Source organism: Streptomyces colwelliae (assembly GCF_048158785.1).
GTDB lineage: Bacteria > Actinomycetota > Actinomycetes > Streptomycetales > Streptomycetaceae > Streptomyces.
Window position 1 is genome coordinate 1 of record NZ_JBLTJC010000016.1, and the last position, 26,614, is coordinate 26,614.

General features: G+C 71.4%; 23 protein-coding genes. 11 read left to right on the top strand and 12 right to left on the bottom strand.

Annotated elements, in window-relative coordinates; all coding sequences use genetic code 11:
• From ACNFOC_RS05500 to ACNFOC_RS05520, 5 genes are all read right to left on the bottom strand, one after another.
• On the bottom strand, positions 1-1,170 hold a 1,170-nt coding region (locus ACNFOC_RS05500), incomplete at its 3' end, for a ferritin family protein (protein WP_416957152.1).
• A 313-nt stretch (positions 1,171-1,483) separates the two neighbouring features.
• A complete protein-coding gene (locus ACNFOC_RS05505; RefSeq protein WP_416957154.1) occupies positions 1,484-1,912 on the bottom strand; it encodes a hypothetical protein in 429 nt (142 codons plus the stop codon).
• 75 nt (positions 1,913-1,987) lie between these two features.
• Positions 1,988-3,127 carry an AAA family ATPase gene (locus tag ACNFOC_RS05510; protein ID WP_416957156.1) on the bottom strand — a complete coding sequence of 380 codons (1,140 nt, stop codon included), beginning with the start codon at positions 3,125-3,127 and terminating at the stop codon, positions 1,988-1,990.
• Positions 3,124-3,363, bottom strand: a complete 240-nt coding sequence (locus ACNFOC_RS05515) for a hypothetical protein (RefSeq protein ID WP_416957158.1) — start codon at positions 3,361-3,363, stop codon at positions 3,124-3,126. The genes ACNFOC_RS05510 and ACNFOC_RS05515 overlap by 4 nt, the downstream gene beginning before the upstream one ends.
• 43 nt (positions 3,364-3,406) lie before the next feature.
• Positions 3,407-5,611 (bottom strand): ATP-binding protein, encoded by a 2,205-nt coding sequence (locus tag ACNFOC_RS05520; protein WP_416957160.1) that lies wholly within the window; start codon positions 5,609-5,611, stop codon positions 3,407-3,409.
• A gap of 319 nt (positions 5,612-5,930) precedes the next feature.
• On the opposite strand from ACNFOC_RS05520, the gene ACNFOC_RS05525 reads away from it, so the two are divergent.
• From ACNFOC_RS05525 to ACNFOC_RS05535, 3 genes are read left to right on the top strand one after another with little or no spacing between them, the layout of a single operon-like run.
• On the top strand, positions 5,931-6,299 hold the full coding sequence (locus ACNFOC_RS05525; protein WP_416957162.1) for an NUDIX domain-containing protein: 369 nt from the start codon (positions 5,931-5,933) through the stop codon (positions 6,297-6,299).
• A gap of 45 nt (positions 6,300-6,344) precedes the next feature.
• Positions 6,345-6,644: a type II toxin -antitoxin system TacA 1-like antitoxin gene (locus ACNFOC_RS05530; protein ID WP_416957164.1), complete on the top strand. Its 300-nt coding sequence runs from the start codon at positions 6,345-6,347 to the stop codon at positions 6,642-6,644.
• A complete protein-coding gene (locus ACNFOC_RS05535) occupies positions 6,641-7,027 on the top strand; it encodes a fic family toxin-antitoxin system, toxin component (protein ID WP_416957166.1) in 387 nt (128 codons plus the stop codon). Before ACNFOC_RS05530 ends, ACNFOC_RS05535 begins: the two co-directional genes overlap by 4 nt.
• A 23-nt stretch (positions 7,028-7,050) precedes the next feature.
• Here the strand turns inward: ACNFOC_RS05535 and ACNFOC_RS05540 are convergent, their stop codons facing one another.
• Positions 7,051-7,482 carry a MarR family winged helix-turn-helix transcriptional regulator gene (locus tag ACNFOC_RS05540; RefSeq protein WP_416957168.1) on the bottom strand — a complete coding sequence of 144 codons (432 nt, stop codon included), beginning with the start codon at positions 7,480-7,482 and terminating at the stop codon, positions 7,051-7,053.
• A 193-nt stretch (positions 7,483-7,675) separates the two neighbouring features.
• Here ACNFOC_RS05540 and ACNFOC_RS05545 point away from each other — a divergent pair, with 193 nt between their 5' ends.
• Positions 7,676-9,091, top strand: a complete 1,416-nt coding sequence (locus ACNFOC_RS05545) for a DHA2 family efflux MFS transporter permease subunit (RefSeq protein ID WP_416957170.1) — start codon at positions 7,676-7,678, stop codon at positions 9,089-9,091.
• 74 nt (positions 9,092-9,165) lie between these two features.
• Here ACNFOC_RS05545 and ACNFOC_RS05550 read toward each other — a convergent pair whose 3' ends face one another.
• Positions 9,166-10,410, bottom strand: coding sequence for an FAD-dependent monooxygenase (locus tag ACNFOC_RS05550; protein ID WP_416957173.1), 1,245 nt, complete (start codon positions 10,408-10,410; stop codon positions 9,166-9,168).
• A gap of 351 nt (positions 10,411-10,761) precedes the next feature.
• Between ACNFOC_RS05550 and ACNFOC_RS05555 the strand changes: the two genes are divergently transcribed.
• The 3 genes from ACNFOC_RS05555 (at position 10,762) to ACNFOC_RS05565 (ending at position 15,672) form a co-directional block, all read left to right on the top strand.
• On the top strand, positions 10,762-11,973 hold the full coding sequence (locus ACNFOC_RS05555; protein ID WP_416957175.1) for an acyl-CoA dehydrogenase family protein: 1,212 nt from the start codon (positions 10,762-10,764) through the stop codon (positions 11,971-11,973).
• Between the two features lie 87 nt (positions 11,974-12,060).
• Positions 12,061-12,843 carry an SDR family oxidoreductase gene (locus ACNFOC_RS05560; RefSeq protein WP_416957177.1) on the top strand — a complete coding sequence of 261 codons (783 nt, stop codon included), beginning with the start codon at positions 12,061-12,063 and terminating at the stop codon, positions 12,841-12,843.
• Positions 12,844-12,888: 45 nt separating this feature from the next.
• Positions 12,889-15,672, top strand: coding sequence for an ATP-binding protein (locus tag ACNFOC_RS05565; RefSeq protein ID WP_416957179.1), 2,784 nt, complete (start codon positions 12,889-12,891; stop codon positions 15,670-15,672).
• Between the two features lie 14 nt (positions 15,673-15,686).
• On the opposite strand, the gene ACNFOC_RS05570 is transcribed toward ACNFOC_RS05565, so the two are convergent.
• The 3 genes from ACNFOC_RS05570 to ACNFOC_RS05580 all read right to left on the bottom strand — a co-directional run bounded on the left by ACNFOC_RS05570 (position 15,687) and on the right by ACNFOC_RS05580 (position 18,447).
• Positions 15,687-17,153: an FAD-binding protein gene (locus tag ACNFOC_RS05570; RefSeq protein ID WP_416957181.1), complete on the bottom strand. Its 1,467-nt coding sequence runs from the start codon at positions 17,151-17,153 to the stop codon at positions 15,687-15,689.
• Between the two features lie 130 nt (positions 17,154-17,283).
• Positions 17,284-17,478: a hypothetical protein gene (locus tag ACNFOC_RS05575; RefSeq protein WP_416957183.1), complete on the bottom strand. Its 195-nt coding sequence runs from the start codon at positions 17,476-17,478 to the stop codon at positions 17,284-17,286.
• Between the two features lie 84 nt (positions 17,479-17,562).
• On the bottom strand, positions 17,563-18,447 hold the full coding sequence (locus ACNFOC_RS05580) for a PfkB family carbohydrate kinase (protein WP_416957185.1): 885 nt from the start codon (positions 18,445-18,447) through the stop codon (positions 17,563-17,565).
• Between the two features lie 72 nt (positions 18,448-18,519).
• On the opposite strand from ACNFOC_RS05580, the gene ACNFOC_RS05585 reads away from it, so the two are divergent.
• From ACNFOC_RS05585 to ACNFOC_RS05595, 3 genes are all read left to right on the top strand, one after another.
• Positions 18,520-18,960 carry a MarR family winged helix-turn-helix transcriptional regulator gene (locus ACNFOC_RS05585; protein WP_416957188.1) on the top strand — a complete coding sequence of 147 codons (441 nt, stop codon included), beginning with the start codon at positions 18,520-18,522 and terminating at the stop codon, positions 18,958-18,960.
• Positions 18,957-20,798 carry an MFS transporter gene (locus ACNFOC_RS05590; RefSeq protein ID WP_416957190.1) on the top strand — a complete coding sequence of 614 codons (1,842 nt, stop codon included), beginning with the start codon at positions 18,957-18,959 and terminating at the stop codon, positions 20,796-20,798. The genes ACNFOC_RS05585 and ACNFOC_RS05590 overlap by 4 nt, the downstream gene beginning before the upstream one ends.
• Before the next feature lie 307 nt (positions 20,799-21,105).
• Positions 21,106-22,089: an ArsR/SmtB family transcription factor gene (locus tag ACNFOC_RS05595; protein ID WP_416957192.1), complete on the top strand. Its 984-nt coding sequence runs from the start codon at positions 21,106-21,108 to the stop codon at positions 22,087-22,089.
• Between the two features lie 37 nt (positions 22,090-22,126).
• On the opposite strand, the gene ACNFOC_RS05600 is transcribed toward ACNFOC_RS05595, so the two are convergent.
• Together ACNFOC_RS05600 and ACNFOC_RS05605 are read right to left on the bottom strand one after the other, a co-directional pair.
• Positions 22,127-22,981: an MHYT domain-containing protein gene (locus ACNFOC_RS05600; protein ID WP_416957194.1), complete on the bottom strand. Its 855-nt coding sequence runs from the start codon at positions 22,979-22,981 to the stop codon at positions 22,127-22,129.
• 875 nt (positions 22,982-23,856) lie between these two features.
• On the bottom strand, positions 23,857-24,144 hold the full coding sequence (locus ACNFOC_RS05605; RefSeq protein ID WP_416957196.1) for a CATRA system-associated protein: 288 nt from the start codon (positions 24,142-24,144) through the stop codon (positions 23,857-23,859).
• Between the two features lie 92 nt (positions 24,145-24,236).
• Between ACNFOC_RS05605 and ACNFOC_RS05610 the strand changes: the two genes are divergently transcribed.
• Positions 24,237-26,405, top strand: a complete 2,169-nt coding sequence (locus tag ACNFOC_RS05610) for a CATRA conflict system CASPASE/TPR repeat-associated protein (protein ID WP_416957198.1) — start codon at positions 24,237-24,239, stop codon at positions 26,403-26,405.
• Positions 26,406-26,614 lie beyond the last annotated feature (209 nt).

Consider the following 26,614-nt stretch of genomic DNA (forward strand, 5'->3'; position numbering starts at 1 on the left):
GGTCTCGGGGAGGGTGCGGTCGATGTGTCCGGCGTCTATGTTGCGGATGATCTCGTCCCACAGGACGCCCCAGTTCTCTTCCCATTGGGGGTACTTGTCGTTCAGCCAGGCCCGTTCGTCCTTCGAGACACCGGCGCTGGTGTTCCAGAAGAGGGTGGGCCGGTAGAACCACAGGCCGAGTTGCATCGCGTGCTGGCCGTTGTCCAGGGAGTACAGGAAGTCGTCCCAGTACCAGGGGCGCTTCAACCCGTAGTCCTCCAGCACTCGTTCGTGCTGGTCGACGATCCACTCCAGCATGAACTCCTTGTAGGACATCTTCCGCTTGTCGAGCGGCGTGTAGTAGTCCATCGCCGGTCCGGTGAGGGTCTGGAAGATCCGGGAGGCACGCCAGAACGCCACGTCCACGATCCGCTGCGCACGTTGCGGGTCGTGGGCCATCACCACCTCCAGGGTGGGGAAGCCCTGTTGGGCGTGGCGGGCCTCGTCGGTCTGGATGGAGGAGAGCAGGTTCGACCAGTTGACGTCACCTGCGGCCATCGCGTCGGAGGCGAGAGCCACGAACTGAATGTTACTGAAGCCGTGTTCAAGGGTCAGGTTGGAGGCGAGGCAGGCTTCCACGCAGTCGGCGCCCAGCATGATGTCGTCGAAGAGGCTCTTCGCCGCGACGACCGCCCACTGGTTGGTGTGGTACGCCTTCTGCGCCCAGTCGAAGCGGGTGTCGTGTTTCAGCAGGGCGTGCGAGAAGCGCAGGCTGAGCTGGGTGTGCCGGGTCTCGTCGAGCAGTCCAAACACGCCGAGGTTGCGCCACTTCGGGGAGGGGGCGAAGCGGCAGAACCGGCTCTGCATGGTGACGGCCATGTACTCGACCATCGTGATCAGTCCCATGTGCATCTGCGAGGCGGCGACATGGGAGGCGGGTAACTGGTCGTAACTCCCCGCCCGTTGAAGGGCGTTGCTCACCGCCTTGACCCCGGACTCCTTCTCCCGCTGGACGCGCACGTAGTCCCGGTACGAGACACGGAACGGCTCCTCCCAGGCGTCCCACGCGTCCTCCGGGATGCCTTCGGCGCCGGTCCACTCCGCGGGGAAGGCGGCACCACGGTCCACGTACGAAAAGGTCCAGTCGAGGTCGCGCGAGGTCTCGTACCAGTCGTCCTGGGTGAGAAGCATGCGGATCACATCCTGATGGAATGGTGCGCGGGCTGCCTCGTAGCCGCATTTTCCACCGGCATACCACCCGCTGCCAGCAGAACGCGGCACATGTCCGACAATCGCCCATGATGCTGACGCTGCGTCAGGACTGTTCAGCGCAGAGCAACTTGGAAACTCTCGCCGCCGTCACGACAATCTCCGGCGAGGACCGGCCCGTTACCCATAGGTGCACCCCCACCTTTCCACGCCCTCATCCCACGAACGCCCTCCCCGACGGCAGTTCGCCTTGCCGGCCCTCGTCGCGACCGCGGTCGCCGCGCTGCGCGGAACGTCACTCCCCCGCGTCCGGCTCACCGGGGCGCGGTGGCGGTGAGGTGTTGAAGGTGGTCCGGAAGTCGCGACCCTGGAGGACCGGGGCGTAGTAACTGCCGCCGCTGATCGCGTTGTTGACCGAGCCGTCGCCGGTGCGGACCAGCTTGGCCTGTTCGTGCCAGACGATGAGGGCGGTGGCGAAGTCGGGGTCCAGTGCCGCGCGTACGGCCAGTGCTGTGCTCAGCGCGTGGGCCCGGGTCTCGTCACCGGGGGCCTGCTGGAGGCGCATCAGCTCGTCCTCGCCCGGGACCGGCCCGCCCACGCCGCCATCACCGCGGTGGAACGGGCGCCGTACGAGAGTCGTGAGGGCCGTCCACACCTGCCGTCCCACCTCACCGCCCGCACCGCCGGCCAGCGACGCGAGCAGTCCTACCGACACCGGGTCCATCTGGCACCATCCTTGACGGGGCGTCACCACTCCTGTGGTGGGGAACGCTCGGCGGGGTGTTCCGGTTCCCGTCAGTCACGGAGCGCCGGGTCCGGCTCGTACGTAGAGGCGTTCGAGTGCACGCATGCGCCAACTGTCCGGCGCAGTACCGGACTCGATCAGATGCAGCAGTGACGTGAGCCGGTCGCGGACGGTGTCCTCGGGTTCCGCGCAGAGTGCGGCGAGTGTCGATGTGGTCGTCTCCGGGTCGTCGCTGAGGGCGAGCAGGCGCAGCAGCCGGGCCTGTGCGGGGTCCAGGCGGGCGTGACCTGCGTCGAGGCGGCTGCGTAAGTCGCGGTCGGGATGGGCCAGTTCGTCGAGACGTGCGCGTGGGTCGGCGAGGTCGGCGGCCAGTTCCGCGAGCGGGCGGTGCGGGTTTTCGGCGAGCAGGACCGCGGCGGTACGCAGGGCGAGCGGCAGACCGTCGCAGAGATCGGCGACACGTGCGGCGTCCTCGGGGTGGTCGAGGATCCGGGTGTCGTCGGGGTGGGCCGTCGTCACGGCGCGGTGCAGGAGCCGGGTCGCGTCGGCCGTGGCCAGTGGGCGCAGGACCATACGGTGCGTGCCCAGACCACCGAGGTGCACCGGTGTCGTGACGATCGTGGTCGCCGGGGCCGTGGCGGGCAGCAGTCCGGCGAGCTGGTCAGGATGCGTCACGTCGTCGAGGACGATGAGCAACGGGCGGCCGTTGCGGGCGAGTTCGGTGAGGATCAGGGCGTAGAGCGCGGACCGTGCCGCCCGCGAGGGTGGCACGCGGTCGGCGGGCAGCCCCGTCGCCCGCAGGAATCCGCCGAGCAGGGCGGAGCCGTGCAGCCGTGACACGTCGGCGAACAGCACACCGCCGGGGAACCGGCCCTGGGCAAGGGCCTGGTGAGCGGCCGTCAGGACGAGTTCCGTCTTGCCGCTGCCGGTCGGGCCGCCGACGACGGCCACGGGACTGCCCTGAAGTGTGTCGCGTGCGAAGAGGGCGTTCAGAGCGGCCAGTTCGTCTCCGTACCCGGCGAACGCCGGGCTCGGTGCGGGCAACGCGGCAAGCGCCGGGGGGAGTTGGTAGGGCACGCGGAAGGTGAAGTCTCGACCCTGCATCACCCAGGACAGGAAGAGGCCACCCGAAATGGCGTTGTCGACGGGCGAGTTGTCGAGCGGCTCGTCGTCGACGAGCGGGGTGTCCGTCACCGGGCGGCGATCGGCACTCGGGCCTCCTGGGCGATGGCGGGCCGGTGGTGCAGCGGCAGCGGGCGCCCGGTCGACCGTTCGACCGACTCGACCACATCCCGCACGCTCGCCGGATACCCGACGAGGTGGTGAACGGCGTACCGCCCGGGCGAGTTGACGCGCGGCGCCCGGGTGAAGGCCGCCGCCACAACCCTGACCGCATCCCTGACATGGACGAAGGTGACAAGGATCTTCATGGGCGCGTCCAACTGCTCGTCACACGGGCGGGCGGCGGTTGCGTCAGGTCTCGTCGTCCGACGTGCCGTCGGGTTCTCCGTCGGTGTCGGGTCCGGGCAGGGTCGCGAGGTCGCCGATCAGCGCCTCCACGGCGGCGGTGTCGCCCAGGCGCTCGTACAGCTCGACCGCCCGCCGCCAGTGGACGCGCGCCGACGCCGGGTCGTCCGTCGCGACGTACAACTCACCGAGTGTGCGCAGGACTTCGGCCTCGTCACGGGTGTCGTTGATGCGCTCGAAGACCTCCCGTGCCTCCAGACAGTGTCCGATCGACGGACCGTACTCCGCCCGGCGCCGCGCGATGCCCGCGTGCAGGAGCTTGCAGCGGGCCCAGGCCCGGTCGTCGCGCCTGCCGTCGAGGTCCTCCCAGATGGCCAGGGCGCCGGCGGCCGCTTCGGCGGCCTCGTCGAGCCGGTCGAGGTGGGCCAGGGAGACCGCGATGATGTCGAGGGCCGCCGCGTTGCCGGAGCGGTCGGGCACCGTGAGGCGGGCCATGACGTCCAGCGCTTCGTAGGAGAGCCGCAGCGCCTCGTCCCAGTCCTCCCAGACCCGCGCGGTCATGGCCATGTCCTTGAGGGAGTCGGCCTGTCCGTGCAGGTCACCCAGGCCGCGCCGGACGTCCAGTCCGGCGGCGAACGCGGCGCGGGAGCGCTCCGGCCGGCCGATGGCACGGTAGCCGGTGCCGAGGTTGTTCAGCAGCCAGCCCTGGCCCGAGCGGGCGCCACACCGGGCCGCCGCGTCGGCGGCGACCTGGTGCGCCTCGATCCACTGGTCCCAGGACAGCGTCTGGGTGAGGAAGCCCCACATGCTCAGCGGGATGGTCCACACGAGGTGGCCCATCCCCTCGGAGACGCCGTTGTGCACGACCGCCACGAGGTTGGGCTGCTCGGCCTCGCACCAGGCGAGGGCCTTGTTGCGGTCGGAGAACGCGGCAGGTGCCGGTCCCGGCGCCGCACCGAGGTCGGGCCGGATCCGCCCGGGCCGCATGACCTGGTCGGCGACGTCCACGGAGCGCGTGTACCAGGTGAACAGGTCGGTCAGCACCGGTCGCCGCTCCTCGTCCTCGGCCGCGAGCCGGTCGCTGAAGGAACGGACGAGGTCGTGCATGCGCCAACGCCCGTGCGGTGTACCGGCCTCCACCAAGTGGGCGCGGGCCAGGTCCTGGAGGTCCCTGCGCGCCGCGTCGCGATCCGTGCCGGCGAGCACGGCGACGGCGTGCGTGGAGGCGTCCGGTCCCGGGTTCAGCGACAGCAGGCGGAACAACCGTGCCTGTTCCACGGGCAGTTGACGGTACGACAGCTCGAAGGCGGCCCCCACGGCACTGTCCTCGTACCGCAACGCCTCCAACCGGGCCTTCTCGTCGGCGAGTTCGGCCGCCATCCGGGCGAGCGGTGTGCCGGGTCTGCTGATCAGTACGGCGCCGATGATGCGCAGCGCCAGCGGCAGTCCCGCGCACAACTCGGCGATGCGGAGAGCGTCTTCGGGTGAGTCCGTGACCCGGCTGTCGTCCGGACGGGCCATCCGCAGAGTGCTGTCGAGGAGCCTGACCGCGTCATTCATGAGAAGAATATCCAGGTCCAGCAGACGGGCGTTCAGCATACCGAGGGTGTGCCGGGACGTCACGACGGCGCCTGTCCAACTGTCCGCGGGCAGCAGGGTCCTGGCCTGCTCGTGGGTGGCCGCGTTGTCGATCACCACGAGGATGCGGCGGCCCTCCTTCGCGTACGAGGCGAGGATCGAGGTGTAGAGCCGCTGCCGGTCCTGCACGCCGTGCGGGATGTGCTCGCCGGGCACGCCCAGCGCCCTCAGGAATCCCTCCAGCGCCTGTGCGGGCTCGACGCGGCGTGCGTCGTCGTAGCCGAACATGTCGACGAACAGCACGCCGCCGGGGAACCAGCCCCTGTCCCGGGCGGTGCGGGCCGACTGGAGGGCGAGTTCGGTCTTGCCGACGCCGGCCAGGCCGCCGACCGCGGTGACGATCACGACCGGTCCGCCCGCTCCGGCGGCCGATGCTCCGGCGGCCGGGTCCAACCGGCCCAGCAGGACGTCGAGATGGGCGTCCCGGCCGACGAACACGGGGGACGCGGGCGGGAGTCCGTGCAGCGCCGGCGACACCTGTGGCGGCAACTCGATCTTGATGTGGCGGCCTTGGACGACGACGGAGAAGAACACTCCGCCGGATATGTTGCTGCTGATTCCAGCCACGCTCATCGTGCATACCGCCCTTGCGGATTCCGATGGTGCTGTCGCTCGCGCTTCGTGCCGGCCGTCGGTCGCGGCCAGGCAGCGCCTCTCCCCCGCTCGCGCGAGGGTGCCGTGTTCCATGTGATGCCCAGGCGGAGAATGCCCCCTGCGGTGTGGCCGGAACCGTATGGGGGCTCGTCCGATGCGCGAGCCGCCGTTGCCGAGGCGGGGCCCGTGAGGCGGCGCGGTCCGTCCGTACCGCGTGAACCGATCCGTCCCGGGTAGGAAACGGGCTCGGACGTGGCCGGACGAACGGTCGCGCCGTGCACGAAGGGACGGTTGGGACATGGCGTTGGAGCAGGTCGCCGAGGACGCGGTGGACGCGGTCGTCGTGAACGACGGACGTGTGCTGCTGGTGGATGTGCAGGGCGGTTGGAGTCTGCCGTCCGGTGTCCCCGAGGAGGCCGAGACGGCGCAGGCCACTGCCGCGCGGGCGGTGTACGAACTCACCGGCTTCCTCGTGGACGGCACAAGCCTTCTGGAGTCCGAGTCCGGAGGCGGGCCGGCCGTGGTGTGCCAACTGCTCAGCGACGACCCTTCGGGAGAGGCTCAACTCACCGCGGGGCAAGTGCGCTGGGCGTCGTTCGCCGACGCCATCGCCGCCGGGGTGCCGGCACCCGTGCGCACCTACCTGGAGGGCCATACGCCGGTGTAGGAAATGCCGGTTCCCGCGCGTGGTACCACTGGTACCGTGGACGTCATGCCGAACACGCCGAAAGCCATGAACCTCCGCTTCCGAGACCCCCGGCAGCGCGCGGCCATCGAGGCCGCCGCCAAGCAGGCCGGGGTCAGCCTGCAGGAGTACATCCTCTCGGCCGCCTACGCCCGCGCGACGGCCGTCGAGGAGCGGTTCCTCGACGGCTTCAAGGAGTCGATGGCGCGCAGCGGCGCGGCGTTCGCGGCCGAGCCCGGCAGCGCGGACCGCAGCGCCGAGCAGCGGGCGGCCGAGGCGGACGCCCTCCGTGAACTCGAGCGCCAGGAGCAGGGACACGCCGCGTGACCCAGCCCGAACCCCCGCACGCGCTCGACGTCACCTTCCTGCTGCACGCCGCCGAACTGCTCGACCGGGATCCCCAGGTCGACGACTACGGCCCGCTCTACGCCGCTGCCGCGCGGGTCGACGCCCGTGCGATGGAGCGCGACATCTACGGCTCCCTGCACCTCAAGGCGGCCGCGCTCCTACAGACCCTCGCGAAGCTGCCGTGCCTGGAGCACTCGAACGAGGCCTTCGCCTGGCACGCCACCGAGGCCTATCTGATCCTGAACGACCGCCGCCTCGACTACCCGCCCAAGGCGGCCGTGGCACTCGTGCGCGACGCGGCCTCCGGGGAGCTGGGCCTCGCCCGGATCGCCCGCCAGCTCCGCGACTGGACCACCGCCTGAAGCACGGGGCAGGTCCGCCGGTCTCAGGCCGTCGCCTTCCGGATGCGGGCGAGCAGGGTCCGTAGCTGCGCCCGGTCCTCCGTGTCCAGCTCCGCCGTCGCCTCCGCGAGCGCGAGGCCGTCGATCTCCTCCGCCTCGCGGTGGCACTCCCGGCCCTTGTCGGTGAGGCGCAGCAGGAACGCGCGGCGGTCGTGCGGGTGGCGTACGCGCTCCACCAGACCGTCGCGTTCCAGGCTGTCCACGATGCTGGTCGTGGTCCGTGCCGCGACGCCGGTCATCTCGCTCAAGTCCCGCATGCGGAGGAGCTGTTCGGCGTGCGCGAGCATCCGCAGGGCGCGCAGTCGCGCGACCGAGGCCCCGTTGGCGCGCAGCCGGGTCTCGACGAACTGGCGCAGCTGGTGCGTCGTCTCGTAGAGCTCGTCGACCAGGATGTCGCTGCTGCCGTGCACTGCCATGGCGTTCCCCGTTCCGTGGTGAGGGCCGATTGTACGAGCCTCGGGCGGCGGCAATGAGCACTCACATAGTGAGTATGCTCAGCATGTGCTGCCGTTCCGACGCTCTCCCGTCCCCCTCGCCCCTCGCCTTCGCTCTCCAGACCTCCGCCGACTCCGCCTCCGCCGCCCCGGCCAGCGTCTCGTCGTCCCCGTCATGTGTGTCTGCGTGACGTTCATAGCCATCGTCGACGGAGCGATCACGACCGTGGCGCTCCCGTCGATCGCCCGCCAGTTCCACCTGACGACGGCCGCCCTGGACGGGGTGGTCGTGGTCTACCCGGTCTGCCTGGCCATGGCCATCCCCGCTTCCGCCTGGCTGGTCGAACGGTTCGGCGCCAAGCGCGTGTTGCTCACCGCCCTCGGCGCCTTCCTCACCTCGTCACTGCTGTGCGGCGCGGCGGCCGGCCTCGGTCAGCTCGTCGCCTCCCGCGCGGTGCAGGGCCTGTCCGCCGGAGTGCTCTTCCCGGCCGCGTCCTCGCTGCTCTACAGCACCTTCAACTCCTGGGAGCAGGTGCGGATCTCCCGGTACATGATCATCCCGCAGCAGATAGCCCCGGCCGTCGCGCCGATGCTCGGCGGGCTACTGGTGGACCACTTGTCGTGGCGCTGGGTGTTCTACGTCAACCTGCCCCTGGGCCTGCCCGCCGTCGTGTTCGGGGCACTCTTCCTCGCCGGGCACCGCGGGCACCGGCCCGGCCGCTTCGACCTCACCGGGCTGCTGCTGAGCGCGGCGGCGCTGGGCGGCGTGATGTTCGGCGTCTCCGAGGGGCCCAACCGCGGCTGGTCCTCCCCCGCCGTCGTCACCGCCCTCGTGCTCGGCGCGGTCCTGCTCGGCGCCGCCATCGTCTTCGAACTGCGCGTCGACCAGCCGCTGTTGAAGCTCCGCCTCTTCGCGGACCGGCTCTTCCGGGACACCAACCTGATCAACCTGGTGGGCCTGGTGCCGATCCTCGGCGCGATGTACCTCGGTCCGCTCTTCCTCCAGCAGGGGCAGGGCCGGTCCGCCCTGGAGTCCGGCACGAGCACCTTCCCCGAGGCCTTCGGTGTGCTGCTGACCGTCCAGGTCGCCGGGATCCTCTACTCCAGGGTCGGCCCCCGCATCATCATCGGCTCGGGTCTGGCCATGGTGAGCGCGGTCCTGCTGCTCCTCGCCACCTGCGACCAGGACACCGGCCTGTGGACCTTCCGCGGCTACATGTTCCTGCTCGGCATCGGCATGGGCGGTGTCTTCATGCCGACCACGGTGGCCTCGCTGGCGACTCTCTCCCGCAAGGACCTGGCCCAGGCGTCCACGCTCAACACGGTCGTACGGCAGACCGGCGGCGCCTTCGCGCCGGCGGCGGTGACCACGGCCCTGGTCCTGAGCACGCCCACGGCAGCCGCGGCGAATCCGCCCATCTCCGCCTACCAGCACGCCTACTTGGCCCTGGCCGCCCTCGCGGCGGCGACCGCCGTCTTCGCCTTCACGATCCCCGACGGCCCGGCCCGCGCCGCCGCGCGCGGCACCACCGCGGCGGGCGGCGGGAACGCTCCGGCCCGGCTACGGCCTCGGCATGAGGAGGCGCACTGAAGCCCGCCCCACCACGACGCCCAGGGGCCACCGAACACTCAGGGCGTCACCGACCCTCAGGGCATCGCCGACCCTCAGGGCATCGCCGGTGAAACCGACCAGGAATCCCTGGAGTTGAGCACGGCGGTCGTGCACCCGGCGAGCCGCTTGTACCCCTGCGACACAGCCGTCGCACGCTCGGCGGACACCGGGCCGCCGATCTCCTCGGCCAGGGCGATGATCTTCTCCGGGCCCAACTCGCGGTTGGCCAGCACCAGTTGGTTCAGCGGTTCCCGGCGCGTGTTCTCGTACCGTTCCAGAGCCCGTACGGGATCGTCGTGCTGCGAGAGGGTCCAGGCCAGGACACGCGCGTCGACGATCGACTGGGAGCCGCCGTTCATGCCCATGGGGTACATGGGGTGGGCGGCGTCGCCGACCAGCGTCACCCGGCCGAAACTCCAGCGCGGCAGGGGGTCCCGGTCCACCATCGGGTACTCGTAGATGTCGGTGGAGCCACGGATCAGTTCGGGCAGGTCGACCCAGGGCAGATCCCACCCGGACAGTCCGGCCAGCGCCTCCTCCGTCGGGATCGGACGGTTGGACCGGTCCGGTCCCTCGCCGGGCTCCGGCCTGCGGATCTCCAGCACCCAGTTCATCAGCGTGGGTCCGCCCTCGACCGCCGGGTCGGCGACGGGGTAGGCGACGAATTTGTCCCCGGGGCGACCGCCGGCCACCACGATCGCCCGCCCGCCGAGGATGTGCGGGTACCGGCTCAGGCCCCGCCACATCTGCACGCCGTTCCCGCGCGGTGGCCCCTCACCGGGGTGGAGTTGGGCCCGCAGCCGGGAGTCGATGCCGTCGGCGCCGACGAGGACATCGGCCTCGATCACGACAGGCGCGCCGGTGTGCCGGTCCACGAAGTGCGCTGCCACGCCCGGCCCTTGATGCTCGAAGCGCTCGAAGGCCATGCCGGTGCGGACCGCGTCGGGACCGATGCGGGTGCGGACGGCGTCCAGCAACAGCATCTGCAACTCGCCCCGGTGGACGGAGTACTGGGGCCACCGGTAGCCGGCCGCCAGGCCGAGGGACTCCTCCCAGATCCGGCGTCCTCGACGGTCGCAGTAGACCAGCCGTTCCGGCGGCAGCGCGATGGCGTCCAGCGCGTCGCCGAGCCCGAGTTCGGTGAGTTCGCGCACGGCGTGGGGAAGCAGGTTGATGCCGACTCCGACGGCGCGCAGTTCGCGGGCGGACTCGCAGACGAGCGGAGTCGTTCCCGCGGCATGCAGGCTCAGAGCGGTGACGAGACCGGCGACGCCGCCGCCCACCACGACGATCTTCACGTGTTCTCCCTTGTGTTCAGGGTCTGACGGCTGGCTGTGGCACGCGCCGGACGACCGGCTGCGCTCGGGGCCCGACGGCCGCCGGAACGCCGTCGCGAGCCGCACGGCCGCCTGGCCGGAGTGCCGACCGGGCCGCCGCCCCCGGCAGACGCACCACACTCCGCCACGCCAACTCGACCTGCACACGTGCGAGTTCGACCAACGCGGCAAGAACGACTCCCGGCGCGGACGCCGACGCCAGCTTATCCGGAGGAATCATCTCCAGGTAAGGTGATGTTGTTGCGCGGCGGCTTGATCCCGCTCGGAGCAGCACCGCCCTTTGTGGATCGGCCGCCAGAGGAGGAAGCCCCGATGACCCACCGGAACAGCCGGGATCACTTACCGCGGACTGCCGCCCAGCCCGTCGCCGAGGCCCGACTCGTCCATGTGGCACGGCTTGTGGCACCGCTCGTCTCGGCCCACGTCGAACAGACCGAGCAGCAGCGCACGTTGGCCGAACCGAGCGCGAAGGCCCTCCGCGAGGCGGGGCTGTTCACGCTCGGCACACCGCGCCGCTACGGCGGCCATGGCGCCGGTGTGCGCACGGCGGTCGACGTGTGTGCCGAGCTGGCCGCGGGGTGCGCGTCGAGTTCGTGGCTCGTCGGTATCGCGTACGGAGCCGCGCTGTTCGCCTCTCAACTCCCCGACTCGGTCCGCACCGCGGTCTGGGAGTCGGATCCCGATGCGCTGCTCTGCGGGGCCGCCAATCCGTCCGGTTCGGTCACGGCGGTACCCGGCGGACTCAAACTCAGCGGGCGGTGGCCGTGGATATCCGGCATCGACCACGCGGCCTGGGTGCTGTTGGGCATCGTCCGGGAGGACCGCGGCCGGCCGGAACGCGGGCTGGCCCTCGTCCCCGCGTCCGCGCTCACCGTGGCGGACACCTGGCACATGGCCGGCATGCGCGGCACCGGCAGCCGGACAGCCACGACGCGGCAACTCTTCGTCCCCGACGACCGGTTCGTGTCGTTCGCCGAGATCGCCGAGGGGATCGGCATCCGGCGTCACCCGGGCGAGGCCCGGGTCGTCTTCCCGCTGTCCATCAATCTGCCGCTGGTCGGCACGGGCGTAGGCATCGCACGCGGTGCCCTCGAACTGGTCGTCCGAGACCTCGCGGGAGGCAAGCGGTCCGTCTCGCCCCTGCACTCCCACACGGCGGAAGCGGCACCCCACCAGCTGAACGTCGCCCAGGCCGCCACGCTGATCGACACGGCCAGACTGCACGTACGGCGCGCGGCCGACGAGATCGACGAGGCCGCACGCGAGGGACGGCGCCCCGACCTGGAGACCCGGGCACGGTTGAGGATGGACGGCAGCCACGCGATGCGCTGCGCCCGCGACGCGGTCAGCCTCCTCCTCGACACGGCCGGCGCGAGCAGCTTCTCCGACGACTCACCGCTGCAACGCGCCTGGCGCGACATCGGGACGGCCTCCCGCCACGCGGCCCTGAGCGTCGAGACCAGCCGGGAGCTCTACGGCCGCGTCCTGCTCGGCCAGCCCCTCCCCCACACCGACGTCGTCTGATCCCGAACCCGACGTACCGACGTACCGACGTACCGACATGTCGATGCCGTCCGATCCCGGCAGCGAAAGCGAAGGAGACCCGAACCGGTGGGTGCGCCCCGACCCTCAGCAGACTCGACCCGCCCGACGGCGGACCGCAAGGTCGCCCTGGTCACCGGCGCCGCCCGCGGCATCGGTGCCGCGATCGCCGGCGAACTGCACCGACGCGGCCTGCGCGTGGCGCTGCTGGACCAGGACGACTCCGGCGTGCGGGCACTGGCCAAATCCCTTGACCCTGACGGGGATTCGGCCATGGCGGTGCACGCCGACGTCAGCGACCCCGAGGTGACGCGGCGCGCGGTGCGGGCGGTGTCCTCGGCGTGGAGCAGCCCCGATGTGCTGGTCAACAACGCGGCGCGTACGGCACCCGGCTCGGTGTGGGACGTCGATCTCGACGAGTGGGACGCCCTGATGGCCACCAACCTGCGCAGCGTCCTCGTCCTCACCCGCCTCTGCGCACCGGCGATGCGGGAGCGCGGCTGGGGCCGTGTCATCAACCTCGCGTCGCTCGCGGGGCAGCAGGGAGGACTGGTCGCCGGCCCGCACTACGCGGCGGCGAAAGCGGGCGTACTGGTGCTGACCAAGGTCTTCGCCCAGGAACTCGCCCCCTACGGCGTCACCGTCAACGCCGTGGCACCCGCGGCCGTACAGACGCCCGTGATGGACGATCTCCCGGCCGAGGCGCTGCGGCGTGCCGCCGACCGTATTCCGGTGGGCAGGTTCGGGCGGCCGAAGGAGGTGGCCGCGCTCGTGGGACACCTGGCGGGGGAAGACACCGGATACATCACCGGCGCGACGCTCGACGTCAACGGCGGATTGTTCATGAGATGAAAATGGGGGCCCGGCGTAAAGTCCGAGACCGGAAGGGAGACGCGCATGGACGGGGACGGGGACGGGTCTTCGCTGTCGGGTCCGGCCGAGATGCTCATCGGCCGCGATCACGATCTCGGGCTGGTCCGGGGATTCGTCGACGAGGTCACGGTCTCCGGCGGGGCGCTGCTGCTGTCCGGGGACGCCGGTGTCGGCAAGACGGTGTTGCTGGACGCCGCGGCCGGTCAGGCTCGTGTCACGGGCGCGCGGGTCGTGCGCGCCGCCGGTGTGGAGTTCGAGAGCGCGATCAGTTTCGCGGGTCTCCACCAGGTCCTTCAGCCGCTGCTGGCCGGTCTCGACCGCCTGACGGACCCGTACCGCACCGCCCTGAGTGTCGCGCTGGGACTGGACCGGGGCGCACCGTCCGATCAGCTGCTGGTGTCGAACGCGGCGCTGACCCTGCTCGTCCAGGCCGCCGCGGAGCGCCCGTTGCTGGTGCTCGTCGACGATCTCCCATGGCTGGACCGTGCCAGCGCCGTGGTGCTCGGCTTCGTCGCGCGCCGCTTCGGTGGCAGCCGGGTCGGTTTCCTCGGCGCCTACCGGTCGGGGGAAGGAAGCTTCTTCGAACGCGGCGGAGTGCCCCATCACGACGTACAGCCTCTAGATACGACGGCTGCGGCTGCGTTGATCCAGGTTCGTAGCCCGTCCCTGGCCCCGCGCGTACGCGAGCGGCTGCTGGCGGAGGCGCAGGGCAACCCGCTCGCCCTGCTGGAACTGCCCGTCGCGCTCACCGGCCCGCAGCGCTCCGGTGCCGCGGTGCCCGAACTGCTGCCGTTGAGCCGGCGTCTCCAGGCCGTGTTCGCGTCCCGCGTCGAGACGCTGCCCGCGTCGACCCGGCTGCTTCTCCTGTACGCGGTCCTGGACGGCACCGGTGATCTGCGCGTCCTCACCTCGGCCACGTCCGAGCGGGTCGGCATGGAGGACCTCGCGCCCGCGGAGCGAGCCGGACTCGTGGACGCGACCACCGGCCGGCTGACGTTCCGCCATCCCCTCACGCGCTCCGCCGTCGTGGAACTCTCCACCAGCGAGCAGCGGCGCGAGGCGCATCGCGCCCTGGCGGAGTACTGGTCGGACCGCCCGGAGAGACGCGCCTGGCACCTCGCCCACGCCACGGTCGAGCCGACCGAGGAAGTCGCGAGTCTGCTGGAGGAAGTGGCGCGCGACAACGTGCGGCGCGGTGACGCGGGCGGTGCCATCGCCGCGCTGCTGCGCGCCGCGGAGTTGAGCCCGCGCGGCTACGAGCGCAGTCGCCGGATCGCGGAGGCGGCCTATCTCGGCGCGGATCTGACCGGCGATCTGCGCGATGTGCCCAGGCTGCTCGAAGAGGCCCGCCTGGCCGACGGCGGACGGGCGGGTCCGTTGGTCGCCGCGGTCGCCGCTGCACACCACATCCTCCTCAGCGGCGAGGGCGACCTCGACACCGCCCACCGGCTGCTCGTCGGCGCGATCGACATGCAGCACCAGCCGTACGACGCCGCCGATCCCACCATGATCGACGCGCTGTACACGCTCGCCTGGCTGTGCCAGAGCAGTCAGCGCACGGAGCTGTGGAAGCCGCTGCACCGGGCGCTCGGCCTGCTGAAACCGGAGGTCCCGGACCAACTCGCCCTGACCCTCAGCACGATGGCCGACCCGGCTCGTACGGCTCCGCCCGCGCTCGGGATGCTCGACGAGGCCATCGCCTCCCTCGACCAGGAGGCCGACCCGGTCCGGGTCATCCGGCTCGCGATGACGTCCCTCTACGTGGACCGGTTGCCGGCGTGCAGGACGGCGCTGCGGCGCGTGCTCCGCGACGGGCGGGACAACAGCTCGCTCACCGTGGAGATCCAGGGGCTGGTGTACCTGGGCCGGGATCATTTCGCGGCGGGTGAGTGGGACGAGTTGGAGGCGCAGGCCACGCAGGGCCGGGATCTGGGCGAAGCGCACAGCTACCAGCTGCTGGCGACGGAGTTCCTGTACCAACGGGCGTTGGTCGCCGCTGCCCGGGGCGACGAGACCGCCGTCAAAACCCTCACGGACGAGATGACCCTGTGGGCGACACCGCGAGGTGTCGGCTCCTACCTGTCGTGCGCCTCGCATGCGCGGGCGCTCGCCGCGCTCGGCCAGGGCAGGTTCGAGGACACTTACCGGCACGCGTGCGCCATCAGCCGGGCGGGGGAACTCGCCTCGCACGTCCCCCCGGCCCTGTTCGTCGTCATGGATCTCGTCGAGGCGGCGGTCAGAACGGGCCGGACCTCGGAGGCAACGGCCCACGCGGCGGCGGCAGATGAGGCGGGCATCGCCGCGATCTCGCCACGGCTGGCCCTCCTGGTGAAGGCGTCGGCGGCGATCGCGGCCGTGGACCACGAAGCGCTCGACCTGTTCGAGGAGGCGCTCGCCGTACCCGGCACCGACCGCTGGCCTTTCGAGCTGGCCCGGGTCCGTCTCGCCTACGGCGAACGCCTCCGCCGGGTGAAGTCCACGACGGAGGCGCGCACCCGACTCGCCGACGCCATCGACACGTTCGAGCGGCTCGGCGCCCGCCCCTGGACGGCCCGGGCGGGCAACGAGCTGCGGGCGACCGGCCTGTCCGTCACAACCGCCGGGGTCACCGGAACGGCATCACTGACGCCCCAGCAACGCGAGATCGCCCTCCTCGCGGCGGCCGGCCTCACCAACAAGCAGATCGCCGAACGCCTCTTCCTCTCCCCGCGCACCGTCGCCGCCCACCTGCGCCAGCTCTTCCCCAAGCTCGGCGTGGCCTCCCGCGCCGCGCTGCGCGACGCGCTGGCGGACCTGCCGCCCGACTAGAAGGGCATCGGCGTTCAGAAGATGCCCTGCCCCGGCACGAGGATCCCCTTCGGGTCGTACGTCTTCCTCGCCTCGGCGAACCGGTTCCAGACCGGCCCGAAGTGCCGCTTCCAGTCGGCGTGTTGGAAGGGGACCGAGCCGACCGGGTACTGAGTGCCGCCGGCCGCCTGGACCGTCTCGTACGCGGACCGGTTGGCGCTCAGGAGTCGTTGCACGGTCGCCGTGTCCTCGGGCGGCGCGGCGCGGAGGACCGCGAACAGGTAGGGCATCGGGTCGTCGGGCATGCGCAGCAGCGGTGTGTGGAGGTGCTCGCGCAGCAGGGGGTACAGGAGGACGACTCCGGGTCCTAGGTCGGCCGGGGTGAGTGCATCCAGCAAGGTGCCGGCCACGTCCGCGGTTCTACGGCCCGGGATGACCACGTTGAGCCAGGGGTGGGCGTAGGCCCACAGCCCCGCTTCCTTCAGCGCGGCGACGGAGGCGGCGAGCCGGTCGAGGAAGTCGTAGTAGCCGAGGTCGGTGATCTGGGCGCCGGACACGACATGGCGCAGCCCTCGCAGGAGCACGGTGTCGTCGGGGGTGTCCCCCACCGGCGGCCCGTAGGCGACGGCCTCGATGGCGAACTGGTTGAAGGCCCCGGCGGTGTCCGCGCCGACCTGGCCTTCGAGGTAGGCGAACCGCCCCTCGGTGGCGAGGAGTTGCTGGTCGTCGAGGAAGGTCTGGAGGTCGTCGTACGGCAGGAGGTAGTGCCGTACGGTCTCCGGGGCCGGGACGAGGCGCAGGGTGGCGCCGACGATCACCGCGCACTGGCCCAGACCGGCGAGCACGGCGTGGAAGAGGTCGCGGTGGCGGGTCGGGGAGCAGCGGAGCAACTCCCCTGCTCCGGTGACGACTTCGAGTTCCAGGACGTTGTCGACCTGGGCGCCCTGCTGGTGGCTCTGGCCGCCGAGCCCGCCGACGGACAGGGTGCCGCCGACGGAGAGTTCGAGGTAGTCGGTGAAGACGGGCGGGGTCAGACCGTGAGCGATGGCCGCCTTGGCGACGTCGCTCCACTTGGCGCCCGCACCGACCGTGACGCGTGAACTCCCCACCGGTACAAGGCCGATGGAGGCGAGCGGCTCGGTCTCGATGATCAGGCCGCCCTCGACCTGCGCCTGTCCGTTCGTACCGTGGCCCTGTCCGCGCGGGGCCACACGGAGCCCGTGCAGATTGCAGAACCGCACCATCGCGACGACGTCCCGCACGGAACCGGGCCGCAGCACCGCGGCCGGACGCCGGTGCACGATGTGCCCGAAGTCGTCGGCGTCGGCGGTCAGCGAAGCGTCGTCGGTGTGGAGCGTGCCGTCCAGGTGCGGGACGCCGGTGAGCGGTCGGCCGGTGTCGGTCACCGCCCAGCCGCGCGTGAAGGGATCAAAGCCGATCACCACGGCTGAGCCTGCGACCAGGCCGCGCAGAGCGGTGCGTCGAGACGGGGTGCGGGGCATGTGGTCCTCCTGAGACCGTCCGTGAAACGATCAACGACGGCTCAGTCTAGGCACGTTGGGGCACGGGCAAGGGTTCCGTCCCGGCGAGTTCCCCGACCGGTTCGGCACGTGCCGCGGCGACCCGATCCTGCTAGTCGTCGCCCTGGCTGCTCGAGTTCTGGCCCCACCGCCGCTTCTTGTCGGAGCCGCGCAGGAGTTCGCTCGCGGTGAGGGTCACGGTCGCCACGACACGGGCCCAGCGGGGCCCGCCGCGCTCGGCCCAGAACACGCATGCGCACCCGCCGATGAGGAGCGCCAGGACGCCGAGCAGCAGTACAACGATCATGTTTCCCACCCCTGTTGCGTACGTACGGTCCGCTGACGCGCACGTTTCTGGTGATCTTCTCAGGCCCGGACGGGTCGACCCGGGTCACCCCTCCCGCATCCACGCCCGCGTACCGAACGAGGCGCAGGCCCGCGAGGCCACGACGGCTGCCGCCCGCAGCGCCTCGGCGAAACCCTCCGATGTCGGACGGCTCCCCACGAGGTGATGTGCGAGGGCCCCGTGCAGAACATCACCCGCGCCCAGCGTGTCCGCCACCCGCACCGCGGGTACGGCCACCGTGCCGTCGCCACCCGGCCCCGCCCACTGAACGGGGTCCGCTCCCCCGGTGACCGCCGACCAGGCGACCCCGTGTTCCCGCAGGAAACGGAGCGTGTCCGTCGGGGTGCTCGTGCCGGGTGGGTGGAAGTCGGCCGAGCAGACGGCCACGTCGATCAGCGGCAGCAAGTTCTGCGTGCCGGGCTTCCAACTGCCGCCGTCGAAAAGGGTCTTACGGCCCAGGGCGCGCGCGGAGCGGGCCGCGGCGACGGCCAGTTCCATGTGGTGGCCGTCGAACTCGACGATCTCGCAGGCCGCCACCAGCGCGTCGAGGTCGTCGGGCGGGGCGAGCCGGTGTGCCGTCGCGTTGGTCGAGGCGACGGCGCGTTCCCCGGTGGACGCGGTCACCAGGACGGAGGAGACGGCGGGCGGTTCCGCCGAGTCGGCGGCCAGGTCGGAGACGGTCACGCCCAGCGCGCGCAGGTCGGCCGACACTCCAACTCCCAACGGGTGGGCGCCGATTGCCGTCAGGAGCGTGGCCGCGCCGCCCAGGTGACTGAAGGCGACGGCCGCGTTCGCCGCCGGGCCGCCCGCGGCGACCGCCTGGTCCCGGGCGGTGAGTTTCTCGTTCGGGCCCGGCGCGTGGTCCACCAGCTGGATGACGTCCAGGGTGCACAGCCCGACGAACAGCCCCGCGGGGCGTCCTCTCTCCACCAGCAGCCTCCTCGCGCCATTTACTAACAATTGGTTGAGCAGTTCAGGCTGATAAATCTACGGTTAGTAACCATGAAGGTGGACGGTACGAACGACACCACCCGTCTCGCGTCCGAGCTGCGGCTCGCGGTGGGCCGGGTGACGCGGCGCCTGCGTCAGGCGCATGCCGTGGGAGATGTATCGCTCTCCGGAGTCTCGGTCCTGGCCCGGCTCGCCCGCGACGGTTCCGAATCACCGACAGCCCTCGCCGAGGCGGAGCGGGTCCGCCCGCAGGCGATGGCCAGCACCCTCGCGCTGCTCGAACAGCGCGGGCTCGTCCGCCGTAGCCCCGATGCGGCGGACGGGCGGCGGAGCATCGTGGCGATCACGGACGAGGGGCGCGCCGTGCTGGCGGAGCGGCGCTCCGAGTCGGTCCACCGGCTCGGGGCCGTGCTCGACGAGTTCACCGCGGAAGAACGCGCGACCCTCGCCTCCGCCCTGCCCCTTCTCGACCGACTCGCGGAGCGACTGTGAACGAGCGCGCGCACATACCCGGCGACGGACAGGGGAACGGAGGCGGCCGGCCGTCGCTGCTGGGCGCCGTGCGCTCGGGGCGTCGTAAGGACACTCCCGTCGGGCCGAACTACAAGTGGGTGGCGCTGTCGAACACCACGCTCGGCGTGCTGATCGCCACGATGGACGCCTCGATCGTGATCATCTCGCTGCCGGCGATCTTCCGCGGTATCGGTCTCGATCCGCTCGCGCCGGGCAACATCGGCTATCTGCTGTGGATGATCCTGGGCTATCTGCTGGTCTCGGCGGTGCTGGTCGTCGTGCTCGGCCGGCTCGGTGACATGTTCGGCCGGGTGAAGATCTACAACATCGGCTTCCTGATCTTCGCGTGCGCGTCCGTCGCGCTGTCGCTTGACCCGTTCCGCGCGGGCGCGGGGGCCATGTGGCTGATCCTGTGGCGCGTCGTGCAGGCCTTCGGCGGGTCCATGCTCACCGCCAACTCGGCCGCGATCCTCACCGACGCCTTCCCCGCCCGGCAGCGTGGAATGGCGCTCGGCATCAACCAGATCACCGCGCTCGCCGGCCAGTTCCTCGGCCTGCTCGCCGGTGGTCTGCTGGCCGTCGTCGACTGGCGCGCGGTGTTCTGGGTGAGCGTGCCGATCAGCATCACCGGCACGATCTGGTCGTACCTGAGCCTGCGCGAGACCTCGGCGGGCCGCCCCGGCCGCATCGACTGGCTGGGCAACCTCACCTTCGCGGCGGGCGCCGGAATCCTCCTCGCGGGCATCACCTACGGCATCCAGCCCTACGGCGGCAGCGCCACCGGCTGGGGAAACCCGTGGGTGCTCAGCGGCCTGATCGGCGGCGTCGTCCTGCTGCTGGTCTTCTGCTACGTCGAGACGCACATCGCCGAACCGATGTTCAACCTGGCCCTGTTCAAGGTGCGGGCCTTCGCCGCGGGCAACCTGGCCGCGCTGCTGACCGCGATCGCGCGGGGCGGGCTCCAGTTCATGCTGATCATCTGGTTGCAGGGCATCTGGCTGCCGTTGCACGGCTACGACTACGAGGACACCCCACTGTGGGCGGGCATCTTCATGCTGCCGCTGACCCTCGGTTTCCTCATCGCCGGGCCGCTGTCCGGCTATCTGTCGGACCGGTTCGGCGCGCGGATGTTCTCGACGACGGGTCTGGTCGTCGTGGCGCTCTCCTTCCTCGGCCTGCTCGCGCTGCCCATCGACTTCGACTACGGCATGTTCGCGGCGCTGCTGCTGCTCAACGGTCTTGGCCAGGGCATGTTCTCCGCGCCGAACACGTCGTCCATCATGGGCAGCGTGCCGCGCGAGTACCGGGGTGTCGCCTCGGGTATGCGGTCCACCTTCCAGAACTCGGGCACGGCCCTGTCCATCGGCGTGTTCTTCTCCCTGATGGTGTCCGGGCTCGCGACCTCGCTGCCCAGGACGCTGAGCCACGGACTTCAGCTGCACGGGGTACCGGCCGGCGCGGCCGAGCAAGCGGCGTCGCTGCCACCGGTGAGCACGCTGTTCGCCACGTTCCTCGGCAACAACCCCATCCAGCACCTGCTCGCGGCCGACGGAAGCCTCGACCATGTCACCGCCGCCCAGCGCGCCGTCCTGACCGGCCACACCTTCTTCCCCCAGCTGGTCTCCGGCCCGTTCCACCACGGCCTGACCATCGTCTTCAGCGTCGCCGCGGGCATGGCCCTGGTCTCCGCGGTCGCCTCGGCCCTGCGGGGCGGCCACCAGCCCGACCCGGAACCCGAACCGTCACCGGCGGATCGGCCACCCGCCCCCGCGGAGACACCCGAGACGTCACAGGCGGGGCCGAACGGGGCGTCGTAGGACCCCGACGAAGCGGATCAGCAGGTAGCCGACCAGCACTCGCGGAACTCGGGGCGATCAGCCCCAGGGCGGCGGTGGCGAAGTGAGCGCTACGGCGGCGAGGGCCCTGCGGCCCCGACGGGGTGTGCGGCTGGACTTCCGGTCGTACTCCTGCTGGGACGAGGACATCCTGTGCCCATTCATATGGAGGGTGCCAACTGGCCTACGGCTGGCGGGAATTCATGTTCCTGGTCCGGGTATGTCGCTGTCATGCTCATGCGAGGCCCGGACATTTCGCAGGTCGCGACGGTGGCCCACGGAGAAACGGATGCTCCGCTTTCACTTCACGCCCGAGGACCTCACCAAGGTCAGAGTGGCGACCGAGCCGCATGCGCTCTGGGAGATCGCGGTCAGCCTGCACCGGCTCCAGACCCGTGAGGGCCGCTGGGCCTACGCGCCCTGGTTCCACACCGCGTGTGCCTCGTTGCGTGGAGCCGGGCTCGAACGGACGGTGAAGACCTTCCTGTTGCCGCTCTTCCCGCGCGCCAGCTACTTCCCCGACTTCCTGACACCGCCGGAGGGCACCCAAGGACTGGACGCTGGGCTGGAGGCCGTTCTCGCGACGCCGTCCGAGCGGGTCATGAGCGAGGTCGACATGCTCACCCGGGGCATCGGGGCCCCGGCCTGGGCCCGCCGGCTCACCGACCTGGACATGCGCGAACGACTCGTCGACGCCCTGCGGGCCTACCACCGTGCCGCGATCGCCCCGCACGAGGAGAACATCCAGGAGCGTCTGCACGCCGAGCGGGCGCGGCACGCCCACACCCTGTTCCACGCCGGGACCGAGGGCATGCTCGCCGGGCTGGGCCCCACGATCCGCTGGCGGGCACCGGTCCTGGAGATCGATCCGTATCCGGACCACCGCGACGTCCACCTCGGCGGGCGGGGCCTGCTCCTGATCCCCTCCCACTTCTGCTGGAACGCGCCCATCGCGCTGGCCGACTCCGGGCTCCCGCCCGTGCTGCTCTATCCCCTCCACCATCTGCCGGCGGTGACCCCGCACGCCGACTCCCCGCCGCTGAACTTGCTGCTGGGCCCGACCCGCGCCGCCATCCTGAGAGCCAGCGCGACCGGCTCCACCACCACCGAGGCCGCCCGCCGGGCCGGTGTGACACCGACGACGGCGAGCCATCACACCGCCGTACTGCGCGACGCCGGCCTGATCACCAGTCACCGTCACGCCAACACGGTCCTGCACACCCTGACCCCGCTCGGAGCCGCCCTGCTGCGGACGGGGCCTCGCGGCCGCTGACCCCGGTGCGGCGGCTGTTCGCGCCGCCGGAGTCAGGTCACCAGGAGGTGCGGCTCTGCGCCTGCTCGGCCGGCTCCCTCGGCGGGAACACGGAGTCGCCGCCGAACAGCGGGGCGGACACGGGCTCCGACGTCTCCGCCTCGGTCTCGCCGAGCATCATGTCGGGGTCGAACATCACGATGACGGCCGCGACCAGGAGCACGAGGAGCGGACCGGCGAGCATCACGAGGAGGAACGCGACCAGGTCGGCGGAGGACTGCGAGGACCCGGCCAGGTTCGTGAGGTGGACGGAGACCGCGGCCATGCCGGTGTAGTGCATACCGGTCACGGCCACGCCCATCACCAGGCTCGCGCCGAGGCTCGCCCACAGCGCGTGGATGGAGACCGCCGCCCACAGCGCCGCGGTGGCCGCGGCGACGGCGATCAGGACGGAGAGCACCACGGTCGTGGGGTCGTAGTGGAGGGTGCCGTTCGTGTGGATGGCGGCCATCCCGAGGTAGTGCATGGCCGCGACACCGAGCCCGGTGACCGTGCCGGCCACGCCCAGGTTCAGCGGGGATCCGCCCCGGTAGCCGACGAGGAACACTCCTACGGCGACCACCGCGATCGCCACGACGAGGCTCAGGAGCGTCTTCGTGGCGTCGTAGTCGACCAGCGCGCCCTCGACGCTGAAGCCGATCATGGCGATGAAGTGCATGGTCCATATGCCGCAGCCGATCGAGACGGCGCCCAGCGCCAGCCAGCGGGCTCTGTGCTGCGGGCGGCGCAGCGAACGGGTCGTGCAGCGCAGCCCGAGGGCCGCTCCCAGACACGCCATCAGATAGGCGGCGACGGGGGTCACCGCGCCGTAGTAGAAGTCGGAGACGGTGGCGGTGGCGGCTGTGACGGTCATCGAGGGTTCCCTTCACGTACGTGACGGCAGGCGGCACCGCAGTCGCGGTGGGCCGGCACGGTGACGCGGCGCACGCTCCCGTCCGGCAGGCCGCGGAAGGTGCCGGGTCATGCCGGGCGCCGGCCTCCGGTCAGGAGGGGCGAGGGGACAGAGGGTGCGCTACGGCAGGGGCGCGCGCGGATCGACCACTCCCGCCCCTGTCGCACGTTCGTACCGGCTCGGCCGGGTGGACTGACCTGCACGAGCGTGCGGACATCCTGCTGATGAGCGTCAGGACACGGGGAACCGAACGATCGGGATCTGGCCACCTGGCCGAGTTGTGCATGATTCAATCACGAGCCGCACACATTTCCTGCACAACCTGGATAGGTGTTAGCCGAATCGATACATCGCCACCACTGCCCACAAAGCCCACCACTACGGCCACTACGGCCAGTTCGGCCATCGCGGGCTCAACGTCCGGCGCTCCGGCCGCCGTCGGCGTGGAGGATCTCGCGGTGGCGAAGGGCGAGTCGGTGGAACTCGGCAGCGGGCCCCGGGGTTCTCAGATGCCGACGTGGTGGTGGGCCGCCCACGCGGCCGGTGCGTCGCCGTAGTGGACGCGGACCCGTCTCGCCGTACGGGCCAGGGCCCTGCGCAGCGCCTCCACCGACCGGAAGCCCGCGGCAGCACCTCCCCCGAGCCGGGCCGACTCGGCGTGCGGCGCGGCGATCCCCTCCAGCAGCGGGACCCGGTCCGCCCGCCCGGCCCACCCGAGGGCGGCCTTCAGAAGCCGACGGCCCGGTCCGTACGGCGTGGGAAGCAGCCGTCCACGGTCGCCCGGCGGGCGCGCCGCAGCGCCAGGGCCAGACGCGGGCGGCGGTACGGCGACGGCTTCACCGGAGGGGCGGTGCCGCCTCAGCGTCGGTCGTCGTCGCCGTCGGCTTCTCCCGCAGGGGCTCCGGCGGCGGGATGTCGGCCGGGGCGGCGATGCGGTCCACCCGGTTCGGGCTGAGGACTTCGAGCCGGGCGACGGCGACTTCGAGAGCGGGCCCGTCCTCCGCGTCGTAGGCCGCCGCGAGTGCCTCGACGGCGGCGGGACGCGACCAAGCGGCGTGCGGAAGCCGTGACTTGGAGATGTCATCGAGCAACACGCGGGCCCGCGTGAACAGCGCGGCATCCATGTCCGTTCCGGGTGAATCCGCCCTAGACTGCGTGGGCTCAACTGTAGCGAGAACGCCGGGAGTGGCGACGCGAGGCGGGGGTGTACCGGCACGTGACCGAGGAAGAAGTGACGGAGCGGGGGGTCACGGAGCAGGAGGTCGCGGTCCACGTCTTCGTCCCGCTGTACGGCGGACGCGCCGAGGAAGGGCGGGCCTCCGTCCGGGCGGTATGGGGGCGCTTTCGTGAACTGCAGCACGCGGACCGGGAGTTGTACGACGCGCTGCCGGTCCGGGTGCCGGACGACCTGCTCGCCCCTGCCCCGCACGGACCGGTCGTGGTGGCGGGAGTGCAGTCCGCCGACCTGCTCGACCAGGCGGTCCTGCGGCGGCACGGGGAGATCGTCAACGTGTCGGTCCTGCTGGGTGCCGGTCCTGGCCGGGAGTGGTCCGGGTTGCGTGAGCTGGCCGAGACGATCGTGGGCCCGGTCGGGGTGGGTCATCTGGGCGCGGTGACACTGGAGTTGGGGAAGCTGCCGGAGGGAACGCCCGGGGACGTCGACCTGTCGGAGCCGGAGGGCGGCGACGCGTCGCGGCGGTGGCGGCTGCTGCGGATGCTGGGGCGGGTCGGCGCGGACCCGCGGCTCGGATCCTGGGCGTGGTCGGTCGACCACCGTCCCGAAATGCCGGACTTCGTCCGCTACTTGATGCACATGACCGCTCTGCGCCACCAGTGGGCGACGCATCACTCGCTCGGCGACGCGAGGGCCGCGGGGCAGGACGGGACGCTCGCCGCGGTGCGGCTGCCGTACTGGGGCGCGGAACACTATGAGTTGACGGGCGCCGAGGCCGAACTCCGGTTCATGCGGCGCGTGGTGGAGACGCTCCGGGAGAACGCCCAGCTCGCCCTGGAGGACTCGGGTCTCGACGGCGAGGCCGTCCTGGACGCGGACCGGCGGTTCGGCTCGTCGTTCCTCCAGCGCCTGGACGACCTCCTCGCCCTCCGGGAACTGGCCGGTCCGGCGGGCCCGGCCGAACCGGCGCGAGGTCCGTCGCGGGAGCGGAGCCCCCGGGTGGCGGGACGGGACCGGGTGCTGGCCGTCGTCGACGAGTGGTTCCCCGCCCACGGTGGCCTGAGCGCCTTCAACCGCGGGCTGTGCATCGCCCTCGCCGAGGCCGGTGCGAACGTACGTGTCCTGGTGGTGTCCTCCACCGCGGCGGAACGCGCGGATGCGGACGACCACCACGTGCTGCTCGTGGACGCCGCTCAGCAGGGTGTTCCGGGGAAGGAGTCGCTGTTCCTGCGGCCGCCGTTCACCGATGGATTCGAGCCCGACCTCGTCATCGGTCACGGCAGGGACATGGGGCTGGCCGCCCGGGCGCAGGTGAAGCAGTACTTCCCGAACGCGGGGCGACTGCACTTCCTGCACGTGGAGCCGGACCGGGCGGAGGCCCAGAAGCCGCTGGCGGAAGCCGACTTGGCGGTCCGTGCCCAGGAGCGCACGGAGCGGGAACTCGAACTCTGCGAGGGCGCCCTGCGTTCGGTGGCGGTCGGCCCACGGCTGGCGAAGAACCTGCGGCGTCATCTGCGTACCCGGAATCTGGCTCCCGTGGTGCGCGTCGATCCCGGATTCGACGGCAGGCCGGCCGCCACGGCTCCGGGCCCCGACGAGATCCCGCAGATCCTGATGATGGGCCGGCTGGACGACGCCTCGCTCAAGGGGCTCGACATCGCCTGCCGGGCGCTGGGGGCGGCGGTACCGAAGAGGGCGGAGCACGGCTCCTGGGAACTGCTGATCCGCGGCGTTCCCGACCGGAAGTCGCGGGAACTGTACGAACAGGTGGAGGACTGGATCGGCACCCCCGCGGTGGACGTGACCCTTCGCCCGTTCTCGGCGGATCCCCGGCACATCATGGAGGACGTGGCGCGGGCGAGTCTGGTCCTCATGCCGTCCCGGGCGGAGGCGTTCGGCCTGGTCGGTCTGGAGGCGATCGCCGCGGGGGTGCCCGTGCTGGTGAGCGGGCGCAGTGGGCTCGGCGTGCTGTTGCTCGATCAGGGGCAACTGCCGGTCGCGCACCAGGCCGTGGTCGACGTGGCCGCCACGGTACGGGACCTGGAGGCGGACGTCCGGATGTGGGAGAAGTCCATTCACGCCGTCATGCGGAGCCTGCCCGGCGCGTTCCGCGAAGCCGCCGAACTCCGCGAGGAGATGGCCGCCCGCTGCACCTGGGCCACGGCCGCCGCCACCGTGCTCGGCTGCCTCCGCCCCGACGAACCCGCCTGACCCGCAACCGGCCCTCCACGTCTCCCCTGTCCACGTGGAGGGCCGGAGTCGGATGCGGCGCGGGTCTCAGTGGGTCTGCACGGCTGTCGTCCTCCTGCGGCCGGCCGGGGGCCGATATCCCCTCGGCGTGGATTCCGCAGGCAAACACGCGGATCCGTCCGGCCGTCCGCGGTCCTGGAACACACTGGAATCGTCTGGAGCCGCGCGGT